General features: G+C 71.1%; 12 protein-coding genes. 2 read left to right on the forward strand and 10 right to left on the reverse strand.

The genetic code is table 11. From position 1 onward, the window contains the following. Positions 1-41: 41 nt before the first annotated feature. From ElP_RS21255 to ElP_RS21285, 8 genes are all read right to left on the reverse strand, one after another. Positions 42-1574 carry a dockerin type I repeat-containing protein gene (locus ElP_RS21255; protein WP_145272693.1) on the reverse strand — a complete coding sequence of 511 codons (1533 nt, stop codon included), beginning with the start codon at positions 1572-1574 and terminating at the stop codon, positions 42-44. Continuing rightward, positions 1553-3472 carry a choice-of-anchor Q domain-containing protein gene (locus ElP_RS21260; protein WP_145272695.1) on the reverse strand — a complete coding sequence of 640 codons (1920 nt, stop codon included), beginning with the start codon at positions 3470-3472 and terminating at the stop codon, positions 1553-1555. Before ElP_RS21260 ends, ElP_RS21255 begins: the two co-directional genes overlap by 22 nt. Further along, a complete protein-coding gene (locus ElP_RS40985) occupies positions 3469-3873 on the reverse strand; it encodes a choice-of-anchor Q domain-containing protein (protein WP_315852680.1) in 405 nt (134 codons plus the stop codon). The genes ElP_RS21260 and ElP_RS40985 overlap by 4 nt, the downstream gene beginning before the upstream one ends. Positions 3874-4240: 367 nt before the next feature. Then, entirely contained in the window at positions 4241-6529 is a 2289-nt protein-coding gene (locus tag ElP_RS21265) for a CSLREA domain-containing protein (protein WP_145272697.1), read from the reverse strand. A gap of 241 nt (positions 6530-6770) precedes the next feature. Then, positions 6771-9746 carry a WD40 repeat domain-containing protein gene (locus ElP_RS21270; protein WP_145272699.1) on the reverse strand — a complete coding sequence of 992 codons (2976 nt, stop codon included), beginning with the start codon at positions 9744-9746 and terminating at the stop codon, positions 6771-6773. Next, positions 9674-11017 carry a serine/threonine-protein kinase gene (locus ElP_RS21275; RefSeq protein ID WP_197446256.1) on the reverse strand — a complete coding sequence of 448 codons (1344 nt, stop codon included), beginning with the start codon at positions 11015-11017 and terminating at the stop codon, positions 9674-9676. The genes ElP_RS21270 and ElP_RS21275 overlap by 73 nt, the downstream gene beginning before the upstream one ends. 218 nt (positions 11018-11235) lie before the next feature. Next, the gene (locus ElP_RS21280) at positions 11236-11886 is read right to left on the reverse strand and encodes a protein kinase domain-containing protein (protein WP_145272702.1); all 651 of its coding nucleotides are present in this window, start codon (positions 11884-11886) and stop codon (positions 11236-11238) included. A gap of 3 nt (positions 11887-11889) precedes the next feature. Continuing rightward, the gene (locus ElP_RS21285) at positions 11890-12528 is read right to left on the reverse strand and encodes a sigma-70 family RNA polymerase sigma factor (protein WP_145272705.1); all 639 of its coding nucleotides are present in this window, start codon (positions 12526-12528) and stop codon (positions 11890-11892) included. Between the two features lie 499 nt (positions 12529-13027). On the opposite strand from ElP_RS21285, the gene ElP_RS21290 reads away from it, so the two are divergent. Continuing rightward, entirely contained in the window at positions 13028-13540 is a 513-nt protein-coding gene (locus tag ElP_RS21290) for a helix-turn-helix domain-containing protein (protein ID WP_145272707.1), read from the forward strand. Here ElP_RS21290 and ElP_RS38460 read toward each other — a convergent pair. Together ElP_RS38460 and ElP_RS21300 are read right to left on the reverse strand one after the other, a co-directional pair. After that, positions 13465-14340, reverse strand: coding sequence for a hypothetical protein (locus ElP_RS38460; protein WP_197446243.1), 876 nt, complete (start codon positions 14338-14340; stop codon positions 13465-13467). The genes ElP_RS21290 and ElP_RS38460 overlap by 76 nt on opposite strands. A 95-nt stretch (positions 14341-14435) precedes the next feature. Continuing rightward, complete coding sequence (locus ElP_RS21300; protein ID WP_145267830.1) at positions 14436-14720, reverse strand: hypothetical protein; 285 nt, start codon at positions 14718-14720, stop codon at positions 14436-14438. Positions 14721-15386: 666 nt separating this feature from the next. On the opposite strand from ElP_RS21300, the gene ElP_RS21305 reads away from it, so the two are divergent. Then, complete coding sequence (locus ElP_RS21305) at positions 15387-22613, forward strand: DUF4082 domain-containing protein (RefSeq protein ID WP_197446257.1); 7227 nt, start codon at positions 15387-15389, stop codon at positions 22611-22613. The last annotated feature ends 137 nt before the right edge of the window (positions 22614-22750 follow it).

A 22750-nucleotide genomic window follows, 5' to 3' on the forward strand; every position in this document is an offset into this window, starting at 1 on the left:
GCCGGTCGCCCCGACCAATCGTGGCGACCGGGGGGACGAAATCAGGCGTCCCGGTGCAGGCCGGGGTCGAGGAACTTGCCACGGTTGCGGCCGGCGAGCACCCGGTCGGCCGCGTTGACCACGCCGTCGCCGTTGACGTCGAGCTCCGGGGTGTACGGCCGGCGGACGCCGTCGAGGATCAGGGCCAGGTCGAGGTCGCCGACGGTGCCGTCGCCGTCCACGTCGCCGAGCAGGCGATGGAACGATCGGGTGGTCTCGAAGGAGCCGTCCCCGTCGGTGTCGACCTCGATGACGTAGTAGCCATCGCCGAAACTCTGGTTGCGGTTGCCGCCGAGGCCCTGGACGCCGAAGTCGAAGACCAGCGTGTTGCCCCGGACGGCCAGCAGATCATCGAGGTCGACCGCCTCCCCGGGCCCGGAGCCGTCGAGTCCGTACCGCATCAGGCGGACGCCCCCGCGGTCGATCAGCCCCCGGAGCAGCCCCAGCCCGTTGGCGAAATCGAGCTCGATGGTGCGGATGAAGGACCGCTGACGCTGGCCGCCCTGCAGCGCGAAGCGGACGACGTCGAGCGTCTTGAGCTCGAACGCCCCGATGTCGGCCCGCGAGCCGCGCGGCCGGGAGACGCCGCGCTGGTCGGCCTCGGCGGCGAACTCCTCCAGCGCCGCGTCGATCGCCAAGCTGCCGGGCAGCAGGGCGTGCGTCATGGTGGGCCCGCCGTTGAAGGCGAGCGGCCCGAGCCTCGGGTCATCGACGCCGACGAGGTTGGCCTCCGGGTCGAGCGAGACCTCCCCCGAGCCGACGAGGTTGCCCCGGCTCGACGCCACAAAAGCGGCGCCGGCGAGGTTGTCGGCCTCCCCGGACAGGGACAGCCGGTTGCCCGAGACGATCGAGTTGGAGAGGGTGGCCATCCCGGCGTTGCTGATCCCGCCGCCCCGGCCGGTCCCGTCACCATCGTTGTCGGCCCGGTTGGCGGTCAGCGTGGCGTGGGTCAGCGTCAAGCCGCCGAGGTTCGCCACGCCTCCGCCGTCGCGCCCGGCCGAGTTGCCGCTGATCGTGACGTTGGTCAAGGTCGCCTCGGAGGCGGAGGTTTCGTTGGCGAGTCCGCCACCGAGTCGCCCGGCCGAGTTCCCGGCGAGGGTGCTGGCGGCGAGGGTCAGGCGGCCGAAGTTGGCGATGCCGCCGCCGTCGCGCCCGGCCGAGTTGCCCTGCACGATCGAGGTCTCCAGCGTCATCTGCCCGCTCCAGGCGTTGGAGATCCCGCCGCCGTCCAACCCCGTGGCGTTGCCGACGATCGTCGAGCCGGTGACGGTGAGCGTGCCGAACGACTGGATGCCGCCCCCGTAGTCGCCCGCCGTGTTGCCGTGGACGGTGGCCCCCCGGATCGTCACCGTGCCGTCGTTGGCGATGCCGCCGCCGAGTCGCTCGGCCGAGTTGCCGGAAATGGTGCTCTCCGTCAGGGTCGCCTCTCCGGTGGAGAAGAGGCCCCCGCCGCTCCCGCCGCCATACCGCCCCGGCCGGGCCGAGTTGCCGGTGAGGATGCTGCCGGTGATCGTCAGCGTCCCACCTTCATCCAACAGGCCCCCCCGTAGCCGGCGGAGCCGTAGGGGTTGGCGGCCCCCGCCTCGTTGTCGCGGATGGTGCTGTCGATCACCGTCATCTCGCCCCGGCTGTTGACGGCGCCGCCGCCGTTGAACTGGGCGACGTTGCCGCTGACGACGCTGCGCACCAGCGTCAGGGAGCCGCCATCGTTGAAGAGCCCCCCCCCGAAGGGGGCGGAATTGTCCCGCACGACGCTGTCGGCCAGCGTGAGGACTCCGAGATTCAGGATCCCGCCGCCTCGCTGTCGATTCCCCTCGAGCCGGCCGCCGGTGATCGTCAGGCCGACGAGGGTGGCCGTCGTGCCGGCCTCGATGGCCAGGACGCGTCCGGCTCCCCGGGCGTCGAGAGTGATGACCCCCCGGCCGTCGATCGTCACCGAGCCTGAGCCGTCGGCCAGCGTCAGGTCGCCGTATGGCTCCGGCCGGACGACGATCGTGCCGGAGAGGGACGGATCGAAGGTGACCGCGTCGTCTCCGGCCCGCAAGGCAGCGAAGGCAAGCGCCTCGCGCAGGCTGGTGAGGTCGTCGTAGGGATCGACCACGTCCTCGAGGGTCGAGACGATCAGGCTGCTTGCCTCGGGGGCCCGGGGGGGCGCCGCCTCGAACTCGAACGCCCCGGCGTCCGGGGTGATGCCCTGGAGCCGAGACACCCCGCGCTGGTCGGTCGTGGGGTCGATGAGGTAGATGCCCAGGTCGATGGCGGGGCTGTCGGGCAGCAGGGCGTGGGTGGGGGTCGGCCCGCCGTTGTCGGCCAGCGGCCCCAGGCGCGGGTCGTCGATGCCGACGAGGTTGAACGCCGGGTCGAGCGAGACCTCGCCCGAGCCGACCAGGTTGCCGGCGCTGCCCGGGGTCGGGGCGGCGCCCCCCAGGTTGTCCGGCGTCCCGTCCTCGCCCCGGGTGTCGCCCGAGACGATCGTGTTCACCAGCCGCGACGTCCCCCCAGGTTGGTTGGAGTAGTAGGAGTAGCTGGGTGGTGATGTATAGAGGCCGCCCCCCGTGCCGGAGCCCGCGCGATTGGCCGTGAGCGTCGCGTGGATCAGCACCAGGCTCCCCGCGTTGGAGATCCCCCCGCCGTTCTGGCCGGCGGAGTTGCCGCCGACCGTGCTGTTGACCAGCGCCATCCTCCCGTAGCTGGAGGACAGCCCGCCGCCGTCGCGCCCGGCGGTGTTGTCGACGACTGTGCTATCGACCAGCGTCGTCCCGCCGCCGACGCTCAGCCCGCCGCCGTCATCTGCGGCGGCGTTGCCCTCGATCGTGGTGCCCCGGATCGTCAGATTCGACCCGACGATCCCGCCTCCCGTCCTGGCGGAATTGCCGCTGATCGTGCTGTCGATGATGGCCGAGGACCCTCCCCAGGAGGACACGCCGCCCCCGCCCTCGGCCGCCACGTTCTCCCGGACGACGGTGCGCAGGAGGGTCAGGGTACCGGCGTTGTTCTGAACGCCGCCGGCGAAGCCCGCCCGATTGCCGCTCACCACGCTGTCGACGAGCATCAGCTCGCCGTAATAATTCGTGACCCCGCCGCCGTTCCCGCCGAAGAAGCCATCCGGGTCCTCGGCCGTGTTGCCGGTGATCGTGCTGCGGATCAGGGTCAGCGATCCGTAGTTGAAGAGGCCCGCGCCGAAACTCGCCGAATTGCCGCTGACGGTGCTGTCGACCAGGGTCAGCTCGCCGTCGTTGAAGACGCCGCCCCCGCCGCCGAAGGAGGCGAGCTGGCCTCCGCGGATCGACAATCCGGCGAGCGTGGCCGTCGTCCCCTCGAGGATGCGGACGACCCGTCCCGATCCCCCTGCGTCGAGCGTGATGAGGCCGCGGCCGTCGATCGTGACTGGTTCCGGGTCGCGTCCCAGGATCAGTGTCCCGCGGAGCGTCACGACCCCGGCCAGGCCGCCGACGAATGTGACGACCTGCTCCCCGGCAGGTCGGCGGCATAAGAGAGCGCCTCGCGGAGACTCGTCTGGCCGTCGAAGCGATCCGACAGGTCGTCGAGGGTCGTCACGACCAGACTGCTCGCCTCCGGGGCCGACCGATCGACGGAGAAGCCCGACTCCATGGCGCCGGCGTCGACCGCGGTGCCGCCCCTCCTGGGGAACCCGGGCCCGCGCTGGTCGTTCGACAGGGGCATGCCGTCGAGGCCGACGGAGAGGGCATCCACGCCGGTGTCGACGGCGGGGCTGTCGGCCAGGGGGGCGTGCGTGCGGGTCGGCCCGCCATTGTCGGCCAGCGGCCCGAGCCGGGGGTCGAGGACGCCCAGGAAGTTCTCGCGGGCATCCATCCCGCCGCCGCCGGTGCCGACCACGTTGCCCGTGCCGGTGGGCACCGCACCGAGCGGGTCGATGTCGTCGGGGACCGGGCCGGCGCCGCCCTCCTCCCGCCAGTTGCCGGCGACGATCGAGTTGGACAGGGAGAGCGCCCCGCCCAGCGAGATCCGCGTGCCGCCGCCGTAGGCCTCGAACGCGATCCCGCCCCCGGCCGCCAGGCCGGTGAGGTTGTCGAACTCGCCGAGGGCCCGGTTGTCGGTGATCGTCGTGTGGAGCAGCGTGAATTCGGACGGGCGAATGCCACGCCCGCCGCCGAGATTCGACGCGGCGCCCCAGATCCCGCCCCCCCGGCCGCCCGCGGTGTTCCCGCTGACGGTGCAATTAATCAGCGTCCACCGCCCCGTGTAGTCGCTCAGGCCGCCCCCGGCGAACGTGGCCGAGTTGCCGCTGACGGTGCTGTCGATCAGCGTGACGACCCCTCCTTCCGAGTCGCCGAAGAAGTTCTGATTGTTGTTGTCGATGCCGCCACCCGAGTCGGCCTGGTTGCCGACGATGGAGCTCCGCAGCACCGCCAGGATCCCGGTCTGGTCGTTGGAGATGCCGCCACCCCCACCGGCGGAGTTCCCGGCGACCGTGCTGTCGACGACCGTCAACACGCCGGAGTTCTGGATGCCCCCGCCCCCCCCCGAAGCCGACGACCCGGCCGCCGGTGATCGTCAGGCCCGAGAGCGTGGCCGTCGTCCCCTGCCCGACCCGGAGCACCCGGCCCGCGCCTCGGGCGTCCAGGGTGATCACGCCCCGGCCGTCGATCGCCACGGCCCCCGAGCCGTCGGCCAGCGTCAACTCGCCATAGAGGGCGGACAGGACGGAGATCGAGCCGGCCAGCGCCGGGTCGAAGGTGATCGCGTCGTCGCCGGGTCGCGACGACGCGAAGACGATCGCCTCGCGCAACGTCGTCCGGAAGTCGAAGGGGTTGAACACGTCGTCGAGCGTCGTCACGACCAGCCCCCCCGGCTCGCGATCCCCGGGCGGCGGCCCCTCACGCTCGAAGGCCCCGACGTCCGGCGAGCCTCCCAGGTGGCGGGGCTGGCCGCGCTGGTCGGTCGTCACGCCGGGCAGGATGTATGCCGCGTCGACGGCGGGGCTGTCGGGCAGCAGGGCGTGGGTGAACGTCGGCCCCCCGTTATCGGCCAGCGGCCCCAGGCGCGGGTCGTCGATGCCGACGAGGTTGACGGTCGGGTCGAGGCCCTCGGCCGTCGATCCGGCGAGGTTGCCTGCGCTGCCCGGGGCAGGAGGGGATCCTCCCAGGTCGTCCGGTGTCTCCCCGCTCCCCCGCCGGTTGCCCGAGATGATGCTGTTCACCAGTTGCGTGGAGGACGAGCCCTCGGTGAAGACCCCGCCGCCCGAGCCGTCGCCGTCGCCGTCGGCGTCGGCCCGGTTGTCGGTGAGGGTGACGTGGATCAGCCTGAGCGTCCTCCGGTTCAACAGCCCGCCTCCGTCCCCCGTCGCGCTGTTCCCGCTGACGGTGCTGTTGAGCAGCTCCAGGTCCCCTCCGAAGTGGGCGAGGCCGCCCCCGGAGTCGGCGCGATTCCCGGAGAGGGTGCTGCCGACCACCCGGATCGTCCCGTACAGGATGGCGAGCCCTCCGCCCTGGTCGGAGGCCACGTTGCCGCTGACGGTGCTGCCGGTCAGCGTGACCCGGCCGCCGAGGCTGGAGAGGCCGCCGCCCGTGGTCGCGGAGTTGCCGCTGATGGTCGACTCGTCCAGGGTGATCGTACCGCCGTAGTAGTTGTCGAGGCCGCCGCCCCGCTGCATCGACGAGTTGCCGCTGACGGTGCTCCTGGTCAGCGTGATCCGACCGCCGTAGTTGTAGAGCCCGCCTCCGTTCCAGGCCGCCGAGTTGCCGCTGACGGTGCTGTCGATCAGCGCCATCGTGCCGTAGCGGGCGATGATGCCGCCGCCGCCACGGCTGGCCGCGTTGTCCCGGACAGTGCTGCCTCTCAACTCCAGCAGGCCGCTGCTTGAGAGCCCGGCGCCGGAGGCCGCCGCATTGCCACTGACGGTGGCCCCGACCAGCGTCAGCACGCCGGAGTTGCTCAGGCCGCCCCCGCCGCTGTACGGGGACGTCGTCCTGTTGCCGCCGATCGTCGAGCCGGTCACCGTCATCGTGCCGCTGTTGAGGATGCCGCCGCCGCTGAAGGGGGCGGTGTTCCCGCTGACGACGGAGTCCGTCATCGTCAGCACGCCCGAGCGGTTGGCCAGGCCGCCGCCGGAATTCGCCGCCTGGTTGTCGCTGACGGCGACGCCGTCGAGCGTCAGGGACCCGGCGTTGAGGATGCCGCCCCCGCCATCGAAATCGGTGGCCCGGCCGCCGGTGATCGTCAGCCCGACCAGGCTCGCCGTCGTGCCGGCGCGCACGGAGAGCCCCCGGCTCGTCCCGCCGGCGTCGATCGTCGACACCCCGGCGCCGGCCCTGATCTCGACGAGCCCCGAGCTGTCATCGAGGACCAACTCCCCCAGCGACAGGGCGATCGTCCCGGACAGCCCATCGGCGAAGGTAATGAGGTCGTCGCCCGGGTTCGAGGCCGCCAGGGCGATCGCCTCCCGGAGGCTGGTCGTCCCATTGTCGCTCACCTCGTCCGCGATCGAGGTGACCGAGAATGTCGCCATCAGGCGGCGATCCTCCATGCATTCCAGATCGGGACGCCGGCCTCGCCGGGATCGACCTCGACGGTTCATCTGCGACGGCCCTCGGTCGTTAAGGCGGTGCGGCGCTCGAGTCATCGGCGGGACTCCTCAAGGGTTGCGGGGTCGAAACGGTCGGGGCCCGGGCCCCTGCGACCAGCTCGCACGAAGGTCGGTCGGCCCTCGCTCGGCCGGCTGGCGACTCGGATTGGGGGAGATCGCTCACTCAGTCGCGGTCGAAGGGATCTCCGGGGAACCCGAGATCGGGACGGATGACGGACTCCGCCTCCCGGCGGAGCAGGCGATATTCGAGGGCCTCCCAGAAGTTCTGGCGGGGCGCGACGTCGGCTAGGCGATCGAGGTGGTGCATGGCCTCGTCGCGGTGGCCGAGGGTCTGATGGGCCAGGGCCAGGAAGGCGTCGTCCCAGGGCTGGATGTTGCCCCCTCGGGCGGCGATCCCCTCCTCCAGCCGGTCGACGGCCTCGGCATGGCGCCCGGCACGGTACATCGCGGCCCCAGCAGCCGAGTGGATCGAGTGCCTCAGTTCGGCCGGGACATCGGGCCGACGGGCGAGGCGGTCGCACTCGCGATCCAGGATCGCGGCGATGCGGCCGGCCTGCTCCGGGTTCGTCGGGCCCAGTAGCCCCGGCCTGGCTTCGACCAGGAGACGTGTCGGCGAGGCCGGCGGCTCTCGCAGGGCCTCGATCAGGCGATCGACGAGGAGGCGGAAGGCCTCACTGTCCCCGGCTCGGAGCAGCGCGAGCGCCGCCCGCTCCCGATCGAGGAGGGTCATCGGGGCCGTGGCGACGGCCCGGGCGAAGGGCACCCGGGCCTCTTCCCAGCGTCCCGCCGCCGCGAGCCGGGAACCCAGCACAACGAGGAGGTCGCCGTCTTCGGCAAGGGCGACGGCGCGGGCGGTGTCGGCGTCGGCCCCGGCGTCGTCCCCCAGCGCCGATCGGGAGAGGGCGCGGTCGGCCAGGGCTCGGGCGTCGTCCGGGACCCGGGCCAGGGCCCGGTCGAGGTCGCGGCGGGCGGCCTCGAATCGGCGGCTCGCCAGGGCCTCCAAGGCCCGGAGGCGATACCAGGAAGCGACCTCCCCGGCCTCGGCGTCCGCCTCCGCCCAGTCGCACACCGCCGAGGCCCGGCCCGGCCGGCCGGCGTCGGCCAGCATCGCCCCGATGCGGGCCGGGATCGTCCAGTCCCCGGGACGGAGCCGGGACAGGACCTCCAGGTGCCACGCCGCCGTTTCGATCGCTTCGACCTCCTCGGCCTCGAAGGCGCGGAAGGCGTGCCACTCGAGGTCGTCGGGCCTCGGGACGAGCGGGGAGGACGGGTCCGCGCCCATGGACAGGAGCCGATCCCGGCGCTCGAGCCACTGTCGCTCGGTGAGCTCGACGGCGGTCGGGCCGGGGGCGAGCCGCACGCCGGTCTCGAGCTCCAGTTGAAGGGCGAGCCGATCCGGGTCGACGTCGACTGGCCCCGGGACGGGCCAACGCCAGGTCCGGCCCCGGGGGGACACGAGCATCGCCCAGCGGCCGTCGGGCGAGAAGGCCACGGCGACGACCTCACGGCAGGCCCGAACCGGGGGCCCCATCGCCCTGGACGTGGTCAGGTCCCACAGGCAGGCGGTCCCGTCGAGGTGGCCGGTCAGGGCGGATCGGCCGTCGGGGGAGACGGCCAGCCCGAGGACGGGGGCCCGGCCCGGGTGGCTCATCGCCATGCCGGGGATCGGCCGGCCGGTCGTCGCGTCGAACAGCCGGATGGTCCCCTTGCCGGTGCCGATCACCCCCAGGCGGTCGCCCGCGAAGGCCGCGGTGCTGACCCCCTGCGATCGCCGGATGTGCTCGCGGAAGAGCTGGTGCGGCTCGCCGGCGGCCCGTCCGGTCTGCGTCTCCACGAACCGGACGGTGTTCTTGCTCAGTCGCATGATTCGGTCGCCGTCCGGGCTGTAGACGATGTCGTCGTCGCCATCGAGGACGATCTCCGGGCCGATCGGCCGCCCGCCCCCCGCGTCCCAGAGGCGGACCACCTCGACGCCGGGCCGGGCGGAGTCGCTGCGGATGGCGAGGCGACCGCCGGGGAAGAACACGACCTCCCGGACGGCACCCGGAAGGGCCAGGGGGGCTCGCGCCGGCCGGCCCGCCTCCACGTCCCAGAGGCTGACCCCGCCGCCCGGGTTGCCGACTGCCAGCATGTCGCCGTCGGGGCTGAAGGCAAGGCAAGTCGCCGTGTCGTCGTGGGCCAGCGGCGGGCCGATCGACGCGCCGGAACGGGCGTCCAGCAACCGGGTCGTCATGCCCGAGGCCACCGCCACCAGCCGTCCCGAGGGGCTGAAGGCCGCCGTGATCGGGGGGGCGTCCCCCTCGACCGGGATCCGGAGGCCCGGCCCGATCGGGCGGCCCGAGTCTGCCTCCCGCAGCACGATCTCGACGGCGCCCGGCTCGGCGCAGAGCGGCAGGAGTTCCGTCGTCCGGTCGGGGCTGGCGGCGATCCGAGGCGCCTCGTTCTCGCCGACCGCCGCCGACGGCCCGACCGCCAGCTGCGCGACCGTGTCCGTCCAGTCGTCGCCGGGTTCGAAGACGGCCAGGTGATCCGTCCGGGCGACCGCGAACCAGCGCCCGGTCGGGCTGACGGCGACCGCCCCTTCGTCGAGCGGCCGGAAGGGGTCGGGGACGGTCGCGTCGATCGGCAAGTAGACGCGGACGCGGCCGACGCCGTTCACCAGCAACGCAACCCGGCCGTCGGGGGTCCAGAGCGGGCCCTGTCGCGTGGCGGGGATCTCGGTCGGGATGCCGACGGCCCGTCCAGTGGCCATGTCGAACTGCTTGATCCAGAACCGCCCGGAACGCTCGTTGCTGGAGACCTTGTAATAGGACCGCCCGTCGGGGCTCACGGTGACGATCCCCAGCGGACTGGTCCACGGGCCGGCCAGCCGTCTCCGCCCCTCCGAATCCCAGAGCGTGATCTCAAGCCCCTCGCCCTTCGCCTCCCTGACGACGAACAGGCGGCCGTCCGGGAGGAAGCGGCTCATGGCCGGCCCGCCGCCCAGGACCCGCCCCGAGTCGTCCAGCGGCCCCCCGGCCCTGGGGTCGAGGTAGGCGAACTGGGCCGCCCCCTCCGCAGTGGCGATTATGAGGCCGCCGTCCGGCCGGATGAGGAGCTTCCCAGGGGGGGACCCCCCCCGTCGGTCGGCACGTGCCACCGCCGGCCGATCGGCTCGCCGGTCGCCGGATCGTAGCGCTGGATCCGATCGGCGTGTGCCGCGAAGAGGGTCCCCCCGTCGGGGCTGAAGTGGACGGCAAAGGGGCCTCCCCGGTGGCCGGCCTCACCCAGGGGAGGGCCGATCTCCCGGCCGGTGAGGGGGTTCCAGCGGCGGACGCGATCGTCGGCGTGCCCGGATGCGATCATCAATCCGTCCGGCCGGATGGCGACACCCTGCACGACCGACTCGCAGGGTATGACTGCCCTCAGCCGGGTCAATCTCCGGCCCCAGGCGGCCAGGTTGACCCCGATCACCCGGCGGAGGTCGACGTCGTCCGCCGGGGCGGTGCGCAACGCCTCCAGCATCCAGAGCAGGCCGGTCCCGACCTCGCCTCGTCCCGCCATCCCCAGGCCGTGGTCGATCAGCAAGCCGGCCGACTGGAGCCGGGCAGCCCGCTCGACTCGCTCGGCGCGGTCTAGGGCCTCCTCGGCCTCCGCCTGGGCGAGCCGGGTGGCCAAGGCCCGCTCGGTGGCCTGCATGGCGTTCCTGTTCGCGCGGATCGCGAAGGAGACCGAGATTGCGGAGCCGGCGACCATCGAGGCCGCCAGCAGGGCGAGTGTGGCCGACAGAGCCGGCCGGCGCCGGGCCCACTTCCATGCCTTCTCGGCCTCGCCGACCCGCCGAGCCCGGATCGGCTCGCCGCCGAGGAAGCGACGCAGGTCCTCGGCCAGCTCGTCGGCCGAGCCGTAGCGCCGGCGCGGGTCCTTCTCGGTCGCCTTGGCGAGGATCGTCTCCAGGTCGCGCGGGATCCGCGCGTCGAGCGACCGGGGCCGCGTCGGCTCCTCGGACTTGATCCGCTCGATCAGCCGCAGGCGGTCGGACGACTCGAAGGCCGGTCGGAGCGTCAGCAGCTCGTACAGGGTCAGGCCCAGCGCGTAGAGGTCGGCGCGGGCGTCCCCCTCGCCGCGGAATCGTTCGGGGGCCATGTAGCGGGGCGTCCCCAGCAGGTCGCCGGTGCGGGTCAGGCCGTCGTCGTCGGCCTTGGCCAGGCCGAAGTCGGCGACCCAGACGACGCCGTCGGCGTCCAGCAGCAGGTTCGACGGTTTGATGTCGCGGTGCAGGATGCCCCGGGCGTGGGCGTACGCCAGGGCCTGGGAGGCCTGGAGGCCGACGTGGGCGACGCTCCGGTAAAATGGGCGGTGCTTGTGCAGGGCCGACGAGAGCTGCGACCCTCCCGGGAGCACGGCCGAGGAGTCGGGCCGTCCGGGCACGGCAGGCCCCCGGACGGACTCCCATCCCCGGGACGGGGGAGGATCGCTAGCGTCGCGGCCATCGCCCTCGGCCCCCGGCACCGGTCCGGGGCCGCCCCCGCCCTCGGCCATGGTGGGCTCGACAGTCCAGGCCCCCGGCCGAACGGGCGCCCCGATCGTCGTGCCGGCAGGACCTCCAGGCACGAACCGTCCGGTCAGGAGCGACCGGGCCATCCGGCTCACCTCGGCCGTCGGGGGCCCGGGCAGCGTCCCCCCCCGGCCGGGGGGCCGACGATCGCCGACTGGGCGGCCGGGATTGATGGGGCCGGCCCGCCGGAGGGGGGGAGAGCCCGGAGCCGGCGTAGCTCCGCGATCACCGCGTCGAGCCCCTGACCCCGGATCAGCTGCATCGCGTAGAAGTTGATATCCCCATCCTGGCCCACCTCGAAGACCGGGACGATGTTGGTGTGGTGCAACCGGGCCGCCGACCGGGCCTCGCGACGAAATCGCTCGGCCGAGGTCCGGTCATGCAAGGCATGGTGCGGCAGGATCTTCAACGCCACTCGTCGCCCCAGCGAGACCTGCTCGGCCTCGAAGACGACCCCCATCCCGCCCCGGCCGATCTCGCGGACGATCCGGTAGTCGCCGAGCCGGTGCAAGGCCGGACGCGGGGCGTCGTCGGACTCTTCCCGACGCAACTGCTCCTCGGCCTGCCCGAGCCGGGCCAGGGCCGGGAACAGCTCCAGGATCTCGCCGGCCAGGTCGGGATGACGGTCGATGTACTCCTTCAGGGAGGGCCGCTCGCCGCGTCGGAAACGCTCGGCGAACTCCTCGGCCAGCCGATCGATCAGCGTGTACGGCCCGGAGTCGGAATACGAGGACGAGGCCATGGCTCAGATCCCCTCCAATCCCCCGTTCAAGTCCGCCAGGGTCGCCTTCAGCCGCTTCAGGGCGCGAACATACCGCTTGGCTGCCGCCGACTCGGTGATGCCGAGCACCTGCGCCGTCTCTCCCCGCGTGAGCTGCTCGAAGTGACGCAGGGACAGGACTTCCCGGTCGATCGGGTCGAGGGCGTTGAGGGCCTCCTGCAGCTTGAGGGTCCGCTCGGCCCGGATGGCGGCCTCGCTGGGGGAGGTCAGTTCTCCCATCAGCCGGGATGCGAGGGCCGCCGAGCTGGCCTCGGGCATGGCGCCGCGGTAGAGCGAGACCTCGCGGGCCGGGTCACGCATCTGCGCCCCGAGGTGATGCCGATGCAGGGAGATCAGCCGCTCTCCGACGATCAATCGCAACCAGAGGAACGGCGGGATTTTCGGGTCGAGCAGGTAGTCGTCGAGCCGGCGGGCCACGTCGAGGTAGGCGTCCTGCAGGACGTCCGAGGCGTCGACCCGACCGCGGAGCACCCAATCTAGGCGGAGATCGACCATGGCCCGCAGCCGCTTGCGATGGCGGACGAAGAGGGCCTCGGCGGCGCCGCGGTCGCCCGCGAGCAACCGCTCGGCGAGGCATTCGGATTCGGTCGGCGATCGACTCATGCGGGGCCTCCCTCCAGATGATCCGCGAATCAAGCGGGAAGCGGGACAGGTCCCCGGTTTTTTCTTACCCGACCGGACCCATCGAGCAAGAGAGCGACGCCCGTCTCACGATCCACGACCTATGGGCATCCCCTTCGATGCGGACCGGGCTCGGGGCTGTCGATCGCCACTTCCATGGGTCGGGTGGACCGGCTTCTGAGGCCGCATATTACAACATCACAACCGGTTATGGCACACGAGCCGGCTCCGCCAGCCACTGCCCGTAGGATCGCGCGAAGGCCCGTCCCCGTGCGGAACCGCCGCTGCCCCGCAGGAAAACCGAGGTGGCTCCCCGCCTGCCCGACGCGAGCACCTCGCTGCACCGTCCCAGGAACGGCGGGTCACCTCTGGCGGGCGCAATCTGCTTCGGTGTGGTCGGCCAAGTAGTCGGCCACTGACGACTTGAGGGCTGGGCTGGGATCGGTTCTCCTGGGGCGATAACCGCTTCAGGAGAATCGACATGAAGAAGTACATCGTCACGCTGACGGCCGAGGAGCGTCAGGGCCCCTCCGACCTCATCGCCGCCGGCAAGGCCGCCGCCCCGAAGCTGGCCCACGCCCGCATCCTGCTCAAGGCCGACACCGCCGAGAGCGGGCCCGCCTGGCCCGACGGCCGGATCGCCGAGGCCATCGAGGTCAGCGTCGCCACCGTCGAGCGGGTCCGCCAGCGGTTCGTCGAGCAGGGGCTGGAAGCGGCCTTGGCCCGTAAGAAGCAGGCCCGCCCCAGCCGGGAGCGGGCCCTGGACGGGCGGGCCGAGGCCAGGCTGATCGCCCTGGCCTGCTCGCAGCCGCCGGACGGCCGCAAGGCCTGGACGATGCGGCTCTTGGCCGACAAGCTCATCGAGCTGGAGGTCGTCCCTTCGATCTCCGACGAGACGGTACGGCGTTCTGCTGCTTATCACGGATTTCGGGGAGCCCTGCGATCCCCTCCGAGTGAGGCCGAGATCAGCAGGTTCTGGAGCCAGTCGGGGTGATACCGCTTCCCGTTGAGCCGTTCCGCCGGGCTCCTCAACTCGGGGGTCTCTCGGACCGTCCAAGGGCACATCGGGGCGAAGTTGTGGATCAACGCCCAACCTCGCAACCCCTGCTCAGCCGCTGCCGATTTGCCGTGCAGTTGCTGCGTGCAGGACAGGTGGCAGTCGAGCCGTCGCAACAGCCGGTCCACCGGGTTGCTCGTCCGAGGGCAGCCGGGATGGGCGTAGGCCAGGGCGAACGCCTCGCGCTCCTCGCACAGTGACAGCACCTTCTCCCGCACGATCGGCTTGTCGATGTGCTTCGGGGCCCCCTCCCGCAGCCGGCGAAGCCGTTGCGAGAAGGTGCGGGCATCCGGGGCGTGATACGCACCCCAGACCCGCCCCCGGAGGGCATCGAAGGTCTCCTTCAGGTGCTTGGCCCGCTCCCGGATCTCCAGGGACGCATGGAGGAAGCAGAGGATGATCGTCGCCCCCTGGAACAACGCCCGCCAGGCCGCCTGCGTGGCGGCCCAGCCGTCGGTGTTGACCGTCCGGGGCCGGTACTCCGGGTCCAGGTCCCGGACCCCATCCCGGGACACGCCGTAGGCCCTCGTCAACTCGTCCTGATCCGCCTTCTCGGCCAACGCCAGGCCCAGGCAGCACCCGCCGCCGGCGGTGGCCGCCAGGTAGACCTCCTCGCCGGCCAAGGTCGTGTGCTTCTCGTCGGCGACCAGATGACCGGGCAACCGCTCCGGTCCCTTGACCGTGGCCCCCACCAGGCCGGATCGGCCAAGCGTGCGTCCCAGGCGATGCCAGTACATCGGGCCCCGCCCGAAGACCTCGGTCAGGGCCCAGTCAGGGACGGCGAACTTGCGGAGAAAAGGGGGGCCTGCACGTCCTCGGTGTGGGCGGTCAGCTACGGCATCAAGAACGACGGTCGGACCAGGGAGCTCTGGCCGTCGCGGAGGTCGATCCGCCGGAGCCTCCAGCCGGCCTTGCGGGAGGTGTAGGTGTCCTTCATGCGGTAGCCCCGCCGGATCTCGGATGGGAACAGTTCCGGATGGGCTTCGATCTGCTGGCCCAGATACTCCCGGAACCGCTCGGCATCGCCTGCGATCTGCTCATACTTCTGCGGGGCGCGGGGGATACAGATGGCCTTCTGTCCCCGGAGGGGCGGGGACGTGGGGTCGGCTGCCGGCATGGCGTCGTCCCTGCTGATGGCTCACGAGGCGGAGATCCGTGACCCTCAGCATAGCCGCTGTCGGACGGGCTGACATGGACATCCGCTTCCATCCCCCAAATCCGTGATAAGCAGAGATTTTTTTCTAGACGGGAGTCAGTGATCCAAATCATTATGATCGTTGGGCATCCCGAGTCCCGTCTCCGGCATCGCGCGCCGGCCGACCGCAGAGAGGCATGCCGCCCTCGGCCACGACGAGCCCGATGCCGGGTCCGCACAACGGAGTCGAATAACCGTTGATCGGCGGTGGGCAAGGGAGGGACAGTGGCCAGCCCGTCCGGGCCCCACCTGCGATCCCGAGTATGGCCGACGTGCGTCCGCCCCCTACGGCGAACCGTCGATATCGCTCCCTCCCAGAGCACGCCGTAGGCAGTCGTCAGGTCAGCGTCCCCTGTAGCTCTCGCCGGGGATATACGTGATCAATCGCGGCCGGCAGTGGCCCCTGCTAGACCTTCTACCCAAGTGTTAGATGCTGAGGGAGTGCCGATCATGAACGGACCATCAATAACCCAGAGCCGCGAGCACTATCGGAGCAAATTCCGATCGATGAAGAATCGGTTTGCTCTGGAATATCTCGAAGGCCGAGTCCTCCTGGATCGTGGCGAAGGCGGTGGCGAGCGACCCGCGGTGGACACACCCGCGTCGGTGGTGGGCCCGTTCAGCATCTGGAATGGTGCGACGTTTGTGATGGCGGACGGCGGCGACGCCGGGCCGGCCGAGGTCGGCGTGAAGTTCTCCTCCGATGACCGGGGCTATATCCTCGGCCTGCGGTTCTACAAGCAAGCGGCGAACACCGGGACGCACGTTGCCCGCCTCTGGACCGAGACCGGAACGCTGCTGGCCAGCGCCACCTTCGCCAACGAGACGGCCTCGGGCTGGCAGCAGGTCGACTTCGCCAACGCCGTGAAGATCGATCCGGATAAGACGTATGTGGCCTCGTACTCCACCCAGACCGGGCACTTCACCGAAGCCGCCGAGTACTTCGCCGACTTCGGCGTCTATAACCTGCCACTCCGCGCATCGGAGGGCGTCATCAAGGAGGGCGCGAGCGGCTTCCCCGCCGAATCCAGCGAGACGTTCTTCGGGGTCGACGTCGTGTTCGACCACAAGAAGAGCCGGAATGGTAACGACGTGGATCCGCCCAAGGTCAAGAAGGCCTCGAAGCACAATAACGCCAGGGACGTCAACATCGGGACGAACGTCCTCGTCAAGTTCGACGAGCCGATGGACCCCGCAACGATCAACTCGAATTCCTTCGAGCTGATCAACAGGCGTTCGGGAACCCGGGTCTCCGCCAGCGTCCAGTACAACGCCGCCCTGAGGACCGCAACGCTCATCCCGGAGCGCCCGCTCGAACCCGCGACCGACTATCAGATCAGGCTCAGGAGGGATGGTAACCAAGGCGCGAGGGACCGGGCCGGCCTCCCCTTGGCCGGCGCATTCAACTCGACGTTCACCACCGCGGCCGCCCCGGGGCCGGCCGCGAACATCGGGCCGGGCGGGCCGATCCTGGTCGTCACCGCGGCCGCGAATCAGTTCAGTAGGTATTACGAGGAGATCCTCCGCGCCGAGGGCCTCAACGCCTACACCGTCACCGATATCTCGCTGACCTCGGCGGCGACGCTCGCCGCCCATGAGGTCGTCATCCTCGGCGAGATGCCGCTGACCACGGCCCAGGTCACGATGCTCGGCGATTGGGTCGCTGCCGGCGGGAACCTGATCGCCATGCGCCCGGACAAGAAGCTGGCCGGCCTGCTCGGCCTCTCCGACGCCTCCGCGTCGAGCGCCAACGCCTACCTGCGCGTGAACACCGCGTCGGCCCCCGGAGCCGGCATCACCGGCGAGTCGATGCAGTTTCACGGCACGGCCGACCGGTACTCGCTCAACGGCGCCTCGAGCCTCGCCACGCTTTACGCGAATGCCACCACGCCCACCCAATTCCCCGCCGTGACGCTGCGCAGCGTCGGCACGAACGGCGGCCAGGCGGCGGCCTTCACCTACGACCTGGCCCGCTCGGTTGTCTACACGCGACAGGGCAATCCCGCCTGGGCCGGGCAGGAGCGCGACGGCTTCACGCCGATCCGTTCCAGCGACCTGTTCTTCGGCAACGCGGTCGGCGACCCGCAGCCCGACTGGGTCGACCTGAACAAGGTCGCCATCCCGCAGGCGGACGAGCAGCAGCGCTTGCTCGCCAACCTCATCCAGCACGTGAACCTCGACGAGAAGCCCCTGCCGCGCTTCTGGTACTTCCCGAACGGCGAGAAGGCGGTCGTGCTCATGACCGGCGACGACCACGCCAACGGCGGGACCGCCGGGCGGTTCGACCAGTACCTCGCCGCGAGCCCGCCGGGCGGCTCGGTCGACGGCTGGGAGACGATCCGCGGCACCTCATACCTCTACCCGAACGCCCCCCTGACCAATACCCAGGCCGCGAATTATCACGCGCAGGGTTTCGAGGTCGGCTTGCACCTGAGCACCTTCCTCAACGACTGGGCCTCATTCGAAGAGCTCGATGCGCTCTACGCCGACCAGCTCGGCCAGTGGAGGACGAAGTACTCCAGCGTCCCCTCGCCCGTGACCCACCGGACCCACGCCATCGTCTGGAGCGATTACGTCAACCAGCCGAAAGTCGAGCTGAAGCACGGGATCCGGCTCGACACCAACTACTACTACTGGCCACCCAACTGGGTCAACAACCGCCCGGGCTTCTTCACCGGCTCCGGCATACCGATGCGCTTCGCGGACGTCGACGGGACGATGATCGACGTCTACCAAGCCGCGACGCAGATGACCGACGAGTCCGGCCAGTCCTACTCGTTCACGATCAACACGCTGCTTGACCGGGCGCTCGGGGCTGAGGGCTATTACGGCGTCTTCACCGCCAATATGCACACCGACAGCGTGTCCTCGTTCGGATCCGATGTGATCGTCGCCTCGGCGAAGGCCCGCGGCGTGCCGATCGTCACCGCGCGGCAGATGCTCACCTGGCTCGACGGCCGCAACAACTCGTCCTTCGGCTCGATCTCCTGGACCGGGAATACGCTGTCCTTCACGATCTCAGCCGCTGCGGATGCGAACGGCCTCCAGGCGATGCTGCCGATGAATTTCGCCGGGGTCCGGCTGACGAGTATTTCCCGCGACGGCAACCCGGTCCCCTTCACGACGGGGGTGATCAAGGGCATCGAATACGGCTTCTTCCAGGCGATCAGCGGCACGATCTCGGCCACGTACACGGCCGACACGACGGCGCCGACGGTGGTGGCGACGTCGCCGCCCAACGGGGCGTTCAACATCATCGCGGACGCTTCCGTGACGGCGACATTCAGCGAGCCGGTGACGGCCGCGACGATCGCCCTCACGCTGCGCGACGCCGGCGGCGTCGCCGTGCCCGCCACGGTCACCTACGACGCGGCGACGCGCACTGCGACGCTCGACCCGACGTCGCCGCTGGCTTCCGGGACGACCTACACCGCGACGCTCAGCGGGGCCACCGACGCGGCCGGAAACGCGATCGCCCCGATCAGCTGGTCCTTCGCAACGGTCTCGGCCCCGCTCCCGCTCCCCCCCGGCGACCACAGCATCTGGGGCGATTCGACGGCCCCGACCATCGTCTCGGCCAACGACGCCGGCGCGGTGGAGCTCGGCGTCAAGTTCCGCGCCGACGCCGCCGGCCAGGTCACCGGCCTCCGCTTCTACAAGGGGCCGCAGAACACCGGCACGCACGTCGGCCACCTCTGGACCGCCGGCGGCACGCTGCTGGCCCAGGCGACCTTCGTCGGCGAGACGGCCTCGGGCTGGCAGCAGGTCAGCTTCGCCAGCCCGGTGGCCATCGCCGCCGGCGCCACCTACGTCGCCTCCTACCACGCCCCCAACGGCCGCTACGCCTTCGACAGCCAGTACTTCGCCGCCGCGGGGATCGCAAACCCGCCGATCCGGCTGCTGCGCGACGGCGAGGACGGCGGCAACGGCGTCTACCGCTACGGCCCCAGCGGCAGCTTCCCCAACAGCACATACCAGTCGGCCAACTACTGGGTCGACGTCGTATTCACCGCCGCGGTGGCCGACACGACGGCGCCGACGGTCACGGCGCGGTCGCCAGCGGCCGGGGCCACCGGCGTGCCCGGCAATGCCGTCGCCATGGCGACTTTCAGCGAAGCGATCAACGCGTCCACGCTGACCACCGCCACCTTCCTGCTCAGCGCCGCCGGCGGCCCCCCGCTCGCCGCCGCGGTCAGCTACGACCCGGCAACCCGCACCGCGACGCTGCAGCCGGCCGCGGCGCTGGCCGCCGGGACGAGCTACACGGCGACGGTCGTCGGCGGCTCCGCCGGGGTCAAGGACCTGGCCGGCAACCCCCTGGCCGCCGACGCCGTCTGGTCGTTCACCACCGCCGCGGGGGCCGACACGACGGCGCCGACGGTCACCGGGCGGTCGCCGGCGGCCGGGGCCACCGGCGTGGCTGTCGGGGCCAACGTCACGGCCACCTTCAGCAAGGCGCTCGACCCAGCCACCGTCGGCACGGCCACCTTCGAGCTGCGCGACCCGGCCAACAACCTGGTCGCTGCCACGGTCACCTATCACGCGCCGAACCGGCGGGCGACGCTCAACCCGTCGGCCAACCTGGCCGCCGGGACGACCTACACGGCGCGGCTGCGCGGCGGGACGACCGACCCACGGATCAAGGACCTGGCCGGCAATGCCCTGGCCGCCAACGTCACCTGGACGTTCACCACCGCGGGGGCCGACACGACGGCGCCGACGGTCACCGGGCGGTCGCCGGCGGCCGGGGCCACCGGCGTGGCCGTCGGGGCCAACGTCACGGCCACCTTCAGCGAGGCGATGACCGCCAGCACCGTCGGCGCCAGCACCTTCGTCCTGAGCGGCCCGGGCGGCGGCGCCGTCGCCGCCGCGGTCACCTACGACGCCGCGACCCGAACGGCGACGCTCGACCCGGCGGCCAACCTCGCCGCCGGGACGAGCTACACGGCGACGGTCGTCGGCGGCTCCGCCGGGGTCAAGGACCTGGCCGGCAACCCCCTGGCCGCCGACGCCGTCTGGTCGTTCACCACCGCCGCGGCGGCGACGAACGCGATCGTCGCAGAGAACCAGCTGCCCGGCAATCCCCCGAGCGAGTGGGACATCAGCGGCGCCGGCTCCTCGAGCATCCAGGGCTATACGACCGAGATCAGCGTCGACCAGGGCCAGACGGTCTTCTTCAAGATCGCGACCCCCGCCACCGACTATCGCCTCGACATCTACCGGATGGGCTATTACGGCGGGCTGGGGGCCCGCAAGGTGGCGACCGCCCAGCCTTCGGCGACCCTACCGCAGGCCCAGCCCGGCCCGCTTCAGAATGCGGCGACCGGGCTCATCGATTACGGCAACTGGGCCGTGTCCGCGTCGTGGGCGGTGCCGCCGGATGCCGTCTCGGGCATCTACTTCGCGAAGCTCGTGCGCGAGGACGGGGTGGCCGGATCCAGCCACGTCGTCTTCGTCGTCCGCGACGACGACGGCCAATCCGACATCCTCTTCCAGACCTCCGACACAACCTGGCAGGCCTACAACAGCTACGGGGGCAACAGTCTCTACGTCGGTTCGCCAGCCGGCCGCGCCTACAAGGTCAGCTACAACCGCCCGTTCAACACCCGCGCCAACGCCCCCGAGGATTGGGTCTTCAACGCCGAGTACCCGATGGTCCGCTGGCTCGAGGCCAACGGCTACGACGTCAGCTACTTCACAGGGGTCGACAGCGACCGTCGCGGCGCAGAGATTCTCGAGCACCGGCTGTTCCTGTCGGTCGGCCACGACGAATATTGGTCGGGCGGACAGCGGGCCAACGTCGAGGCCGCCCGGGGGGCCGGCGTCAACCTGGCCTTCCTCAGCGGCAACGAGGTCTTCTGGAAGACCCGCTGGGAGAATAGCATCGACGCCTCGGGCACGCCCTACCGCACCCTGGTCTGCTACAAGGAGACGCACGCCGGCGCGAAGATCGACCCGAGTCCCCAATGGACCGGCACCTGGCGCGACCCCCGCTTCAGCCCGCCGGCCGACGGCGGCCGACCCGAGAACGCCCTGACTGGCACCCTCTTCCTCGTCAATGCCGGCGCGACCACCGCCATCCGGGTCCCCGAGGCCGACGGCAAGATGCGCCTCTGGCGCAACACGAGCGTCGCGACCCTCGGGGCGGGCCAGACCGCCACCCTCTCGGCCCAGACGCTCGGCTACGAGTGGGACGTCGACCCCGACAACGGGTCCCGGCCCGCCGGCGTGGTCCGGATGTCGACGACCACCGTCGAAGGCGCGCCGGTCCTCCAGGACCACGGGTCCACCTACGGGTCGGGGACGGCGACCCACCACCTGACGCTCTATCGGCACCCCAGCGGCGCCCGTGTCTTTGGCGCCGGCACGGTGCAATGGTCCTGGGGCCTGGACGAGAACCACGATCGCTCCGGCCCCCCGTCGGACGTGCGGATCAAGCAGGCGACCGTCAACCTGTTCGCCGACATGGGTGCCCTGCCCGCCACGCTCCAACCGGGCCTGGTGACGGCCACCCCCTCGACCGACGCCGTCGCCCCGAGTTCCGTGATCACCTCGCCGGCCGCCGGTTCGAACGTCTCGAGCGGCAGTCCCGTCACAATCACCGGGACAGCGACCGATACCGGCGCCGGCGTCGTGGGCGGAGTCGAGCTCTCGGTTGATGGGGGGACTACATGGCATCCGGTCACCGGCCGCGGGAGCTGGAGTTATACCTGGACACCCATCTCGTCCGGGTCGGTGACCATCAAGACCCGCGCGGTCGACGACAGCGGCAATCTCGAAACCCCCGGGGCGGGCATCACCCTCACGGTCGGCGGCCAGTCGGCCGGTGCCAATTCCCTCTGGAATAATGCGACGACGCCGGCGGTAATCACCGACCCCGACGCCGGCGCGGTGGAGCTCGGCGTCAAGTTCCGCGCCGACGCCGCCGGCCAGGTCACCGGCCTCCGCTTCTACAAGGGGCCGCAGAACACCGGCACGCACGTCGGCCACCTCTGGACCGCCGGCGGCACGCTGCTGGCCCAGGCGACCTTCGTCGGCGAGACGGCCTCGGGCTGGCAGCAGGTCAGCTTCGCCAGCCCGGTGGCCATCGCCGCCGGCGCCACCTACGTCGCCTCCTACCACGCCCCCAACGGCCGCTACTCCAAGAACACGAGCTACTTCGCCGCCGCCGGGTTCGCCAACCCGCCGCTGCGGGCGCTGCGGGACGGCGAGGACGGCCCGAACGGGGTCTACGCCTACGGCCCGAGCGGCATCTTCCCGACGAGCAGCTGGAACTCGACCAACTACTGGGTCGACGTCGTGTTCATCAGTGGCAGTACAACTGCGCTCGCCGTCGCTGCCGAATCTCCCGCCGCCGTCGGGACGGCGTCGGGTGTCTCGGTCGGACAGGTGACATTCCAGTCATCGCCGCCTCTCGAATCTCTCGGGCGAGACGCCCAGCCAGCTGCCTCCGACCTACTTACCCTGGGCGGCAACGGGGCCAGAACGGTACCCCTCGGCCCTGGTTCGCCCGGCTCAGCCGCCGCCTGGGATGCCATCCTGGCAACCTCCACTGCAGCGAAGACTGCCCCCGTGGTCCGCTGGCCGGTAGCGATTGCTCACCATCTTGCCAACCGCATGCAGGCGATGACTCGGATGGCCGTCCCCCTCACGCAGGCCGGTATTGCTGCAGGGACCAATGTCAAGGGCACGGCGACCATCCTGAACGTACCGGCCGGCCTCGACTCTGCATTGGGGCAGTTACGTCCTAGCCGGCGTCCGGTCAGCGGCGCCCTCAAACGCCTCTCTCTGGACGTGGGCAATCCTGATGATTGATACCGAATAGGAGTTATGGGGATTGTCTCGTTTCGGCAGAAATGGTCGGTCAGCGCGTTGACAGATCGGTAGAGCGAGAGGCCCCGCCGTGGTGAGATGACTTCCGACCAAGGTCGTCGCCATCACGGAGGGGCCTC

The sequence above is a fragment of the Tautonia plasticadhaerens genome (genome assembly GCF_007752535.1).
GTDB classification, from domain to species: Bacteria; Planctomycetota; Planctomycetia; order Isosphaerales; family Isosphaeraceae; genus Tautonia; species Tautonia plasticadhaerens.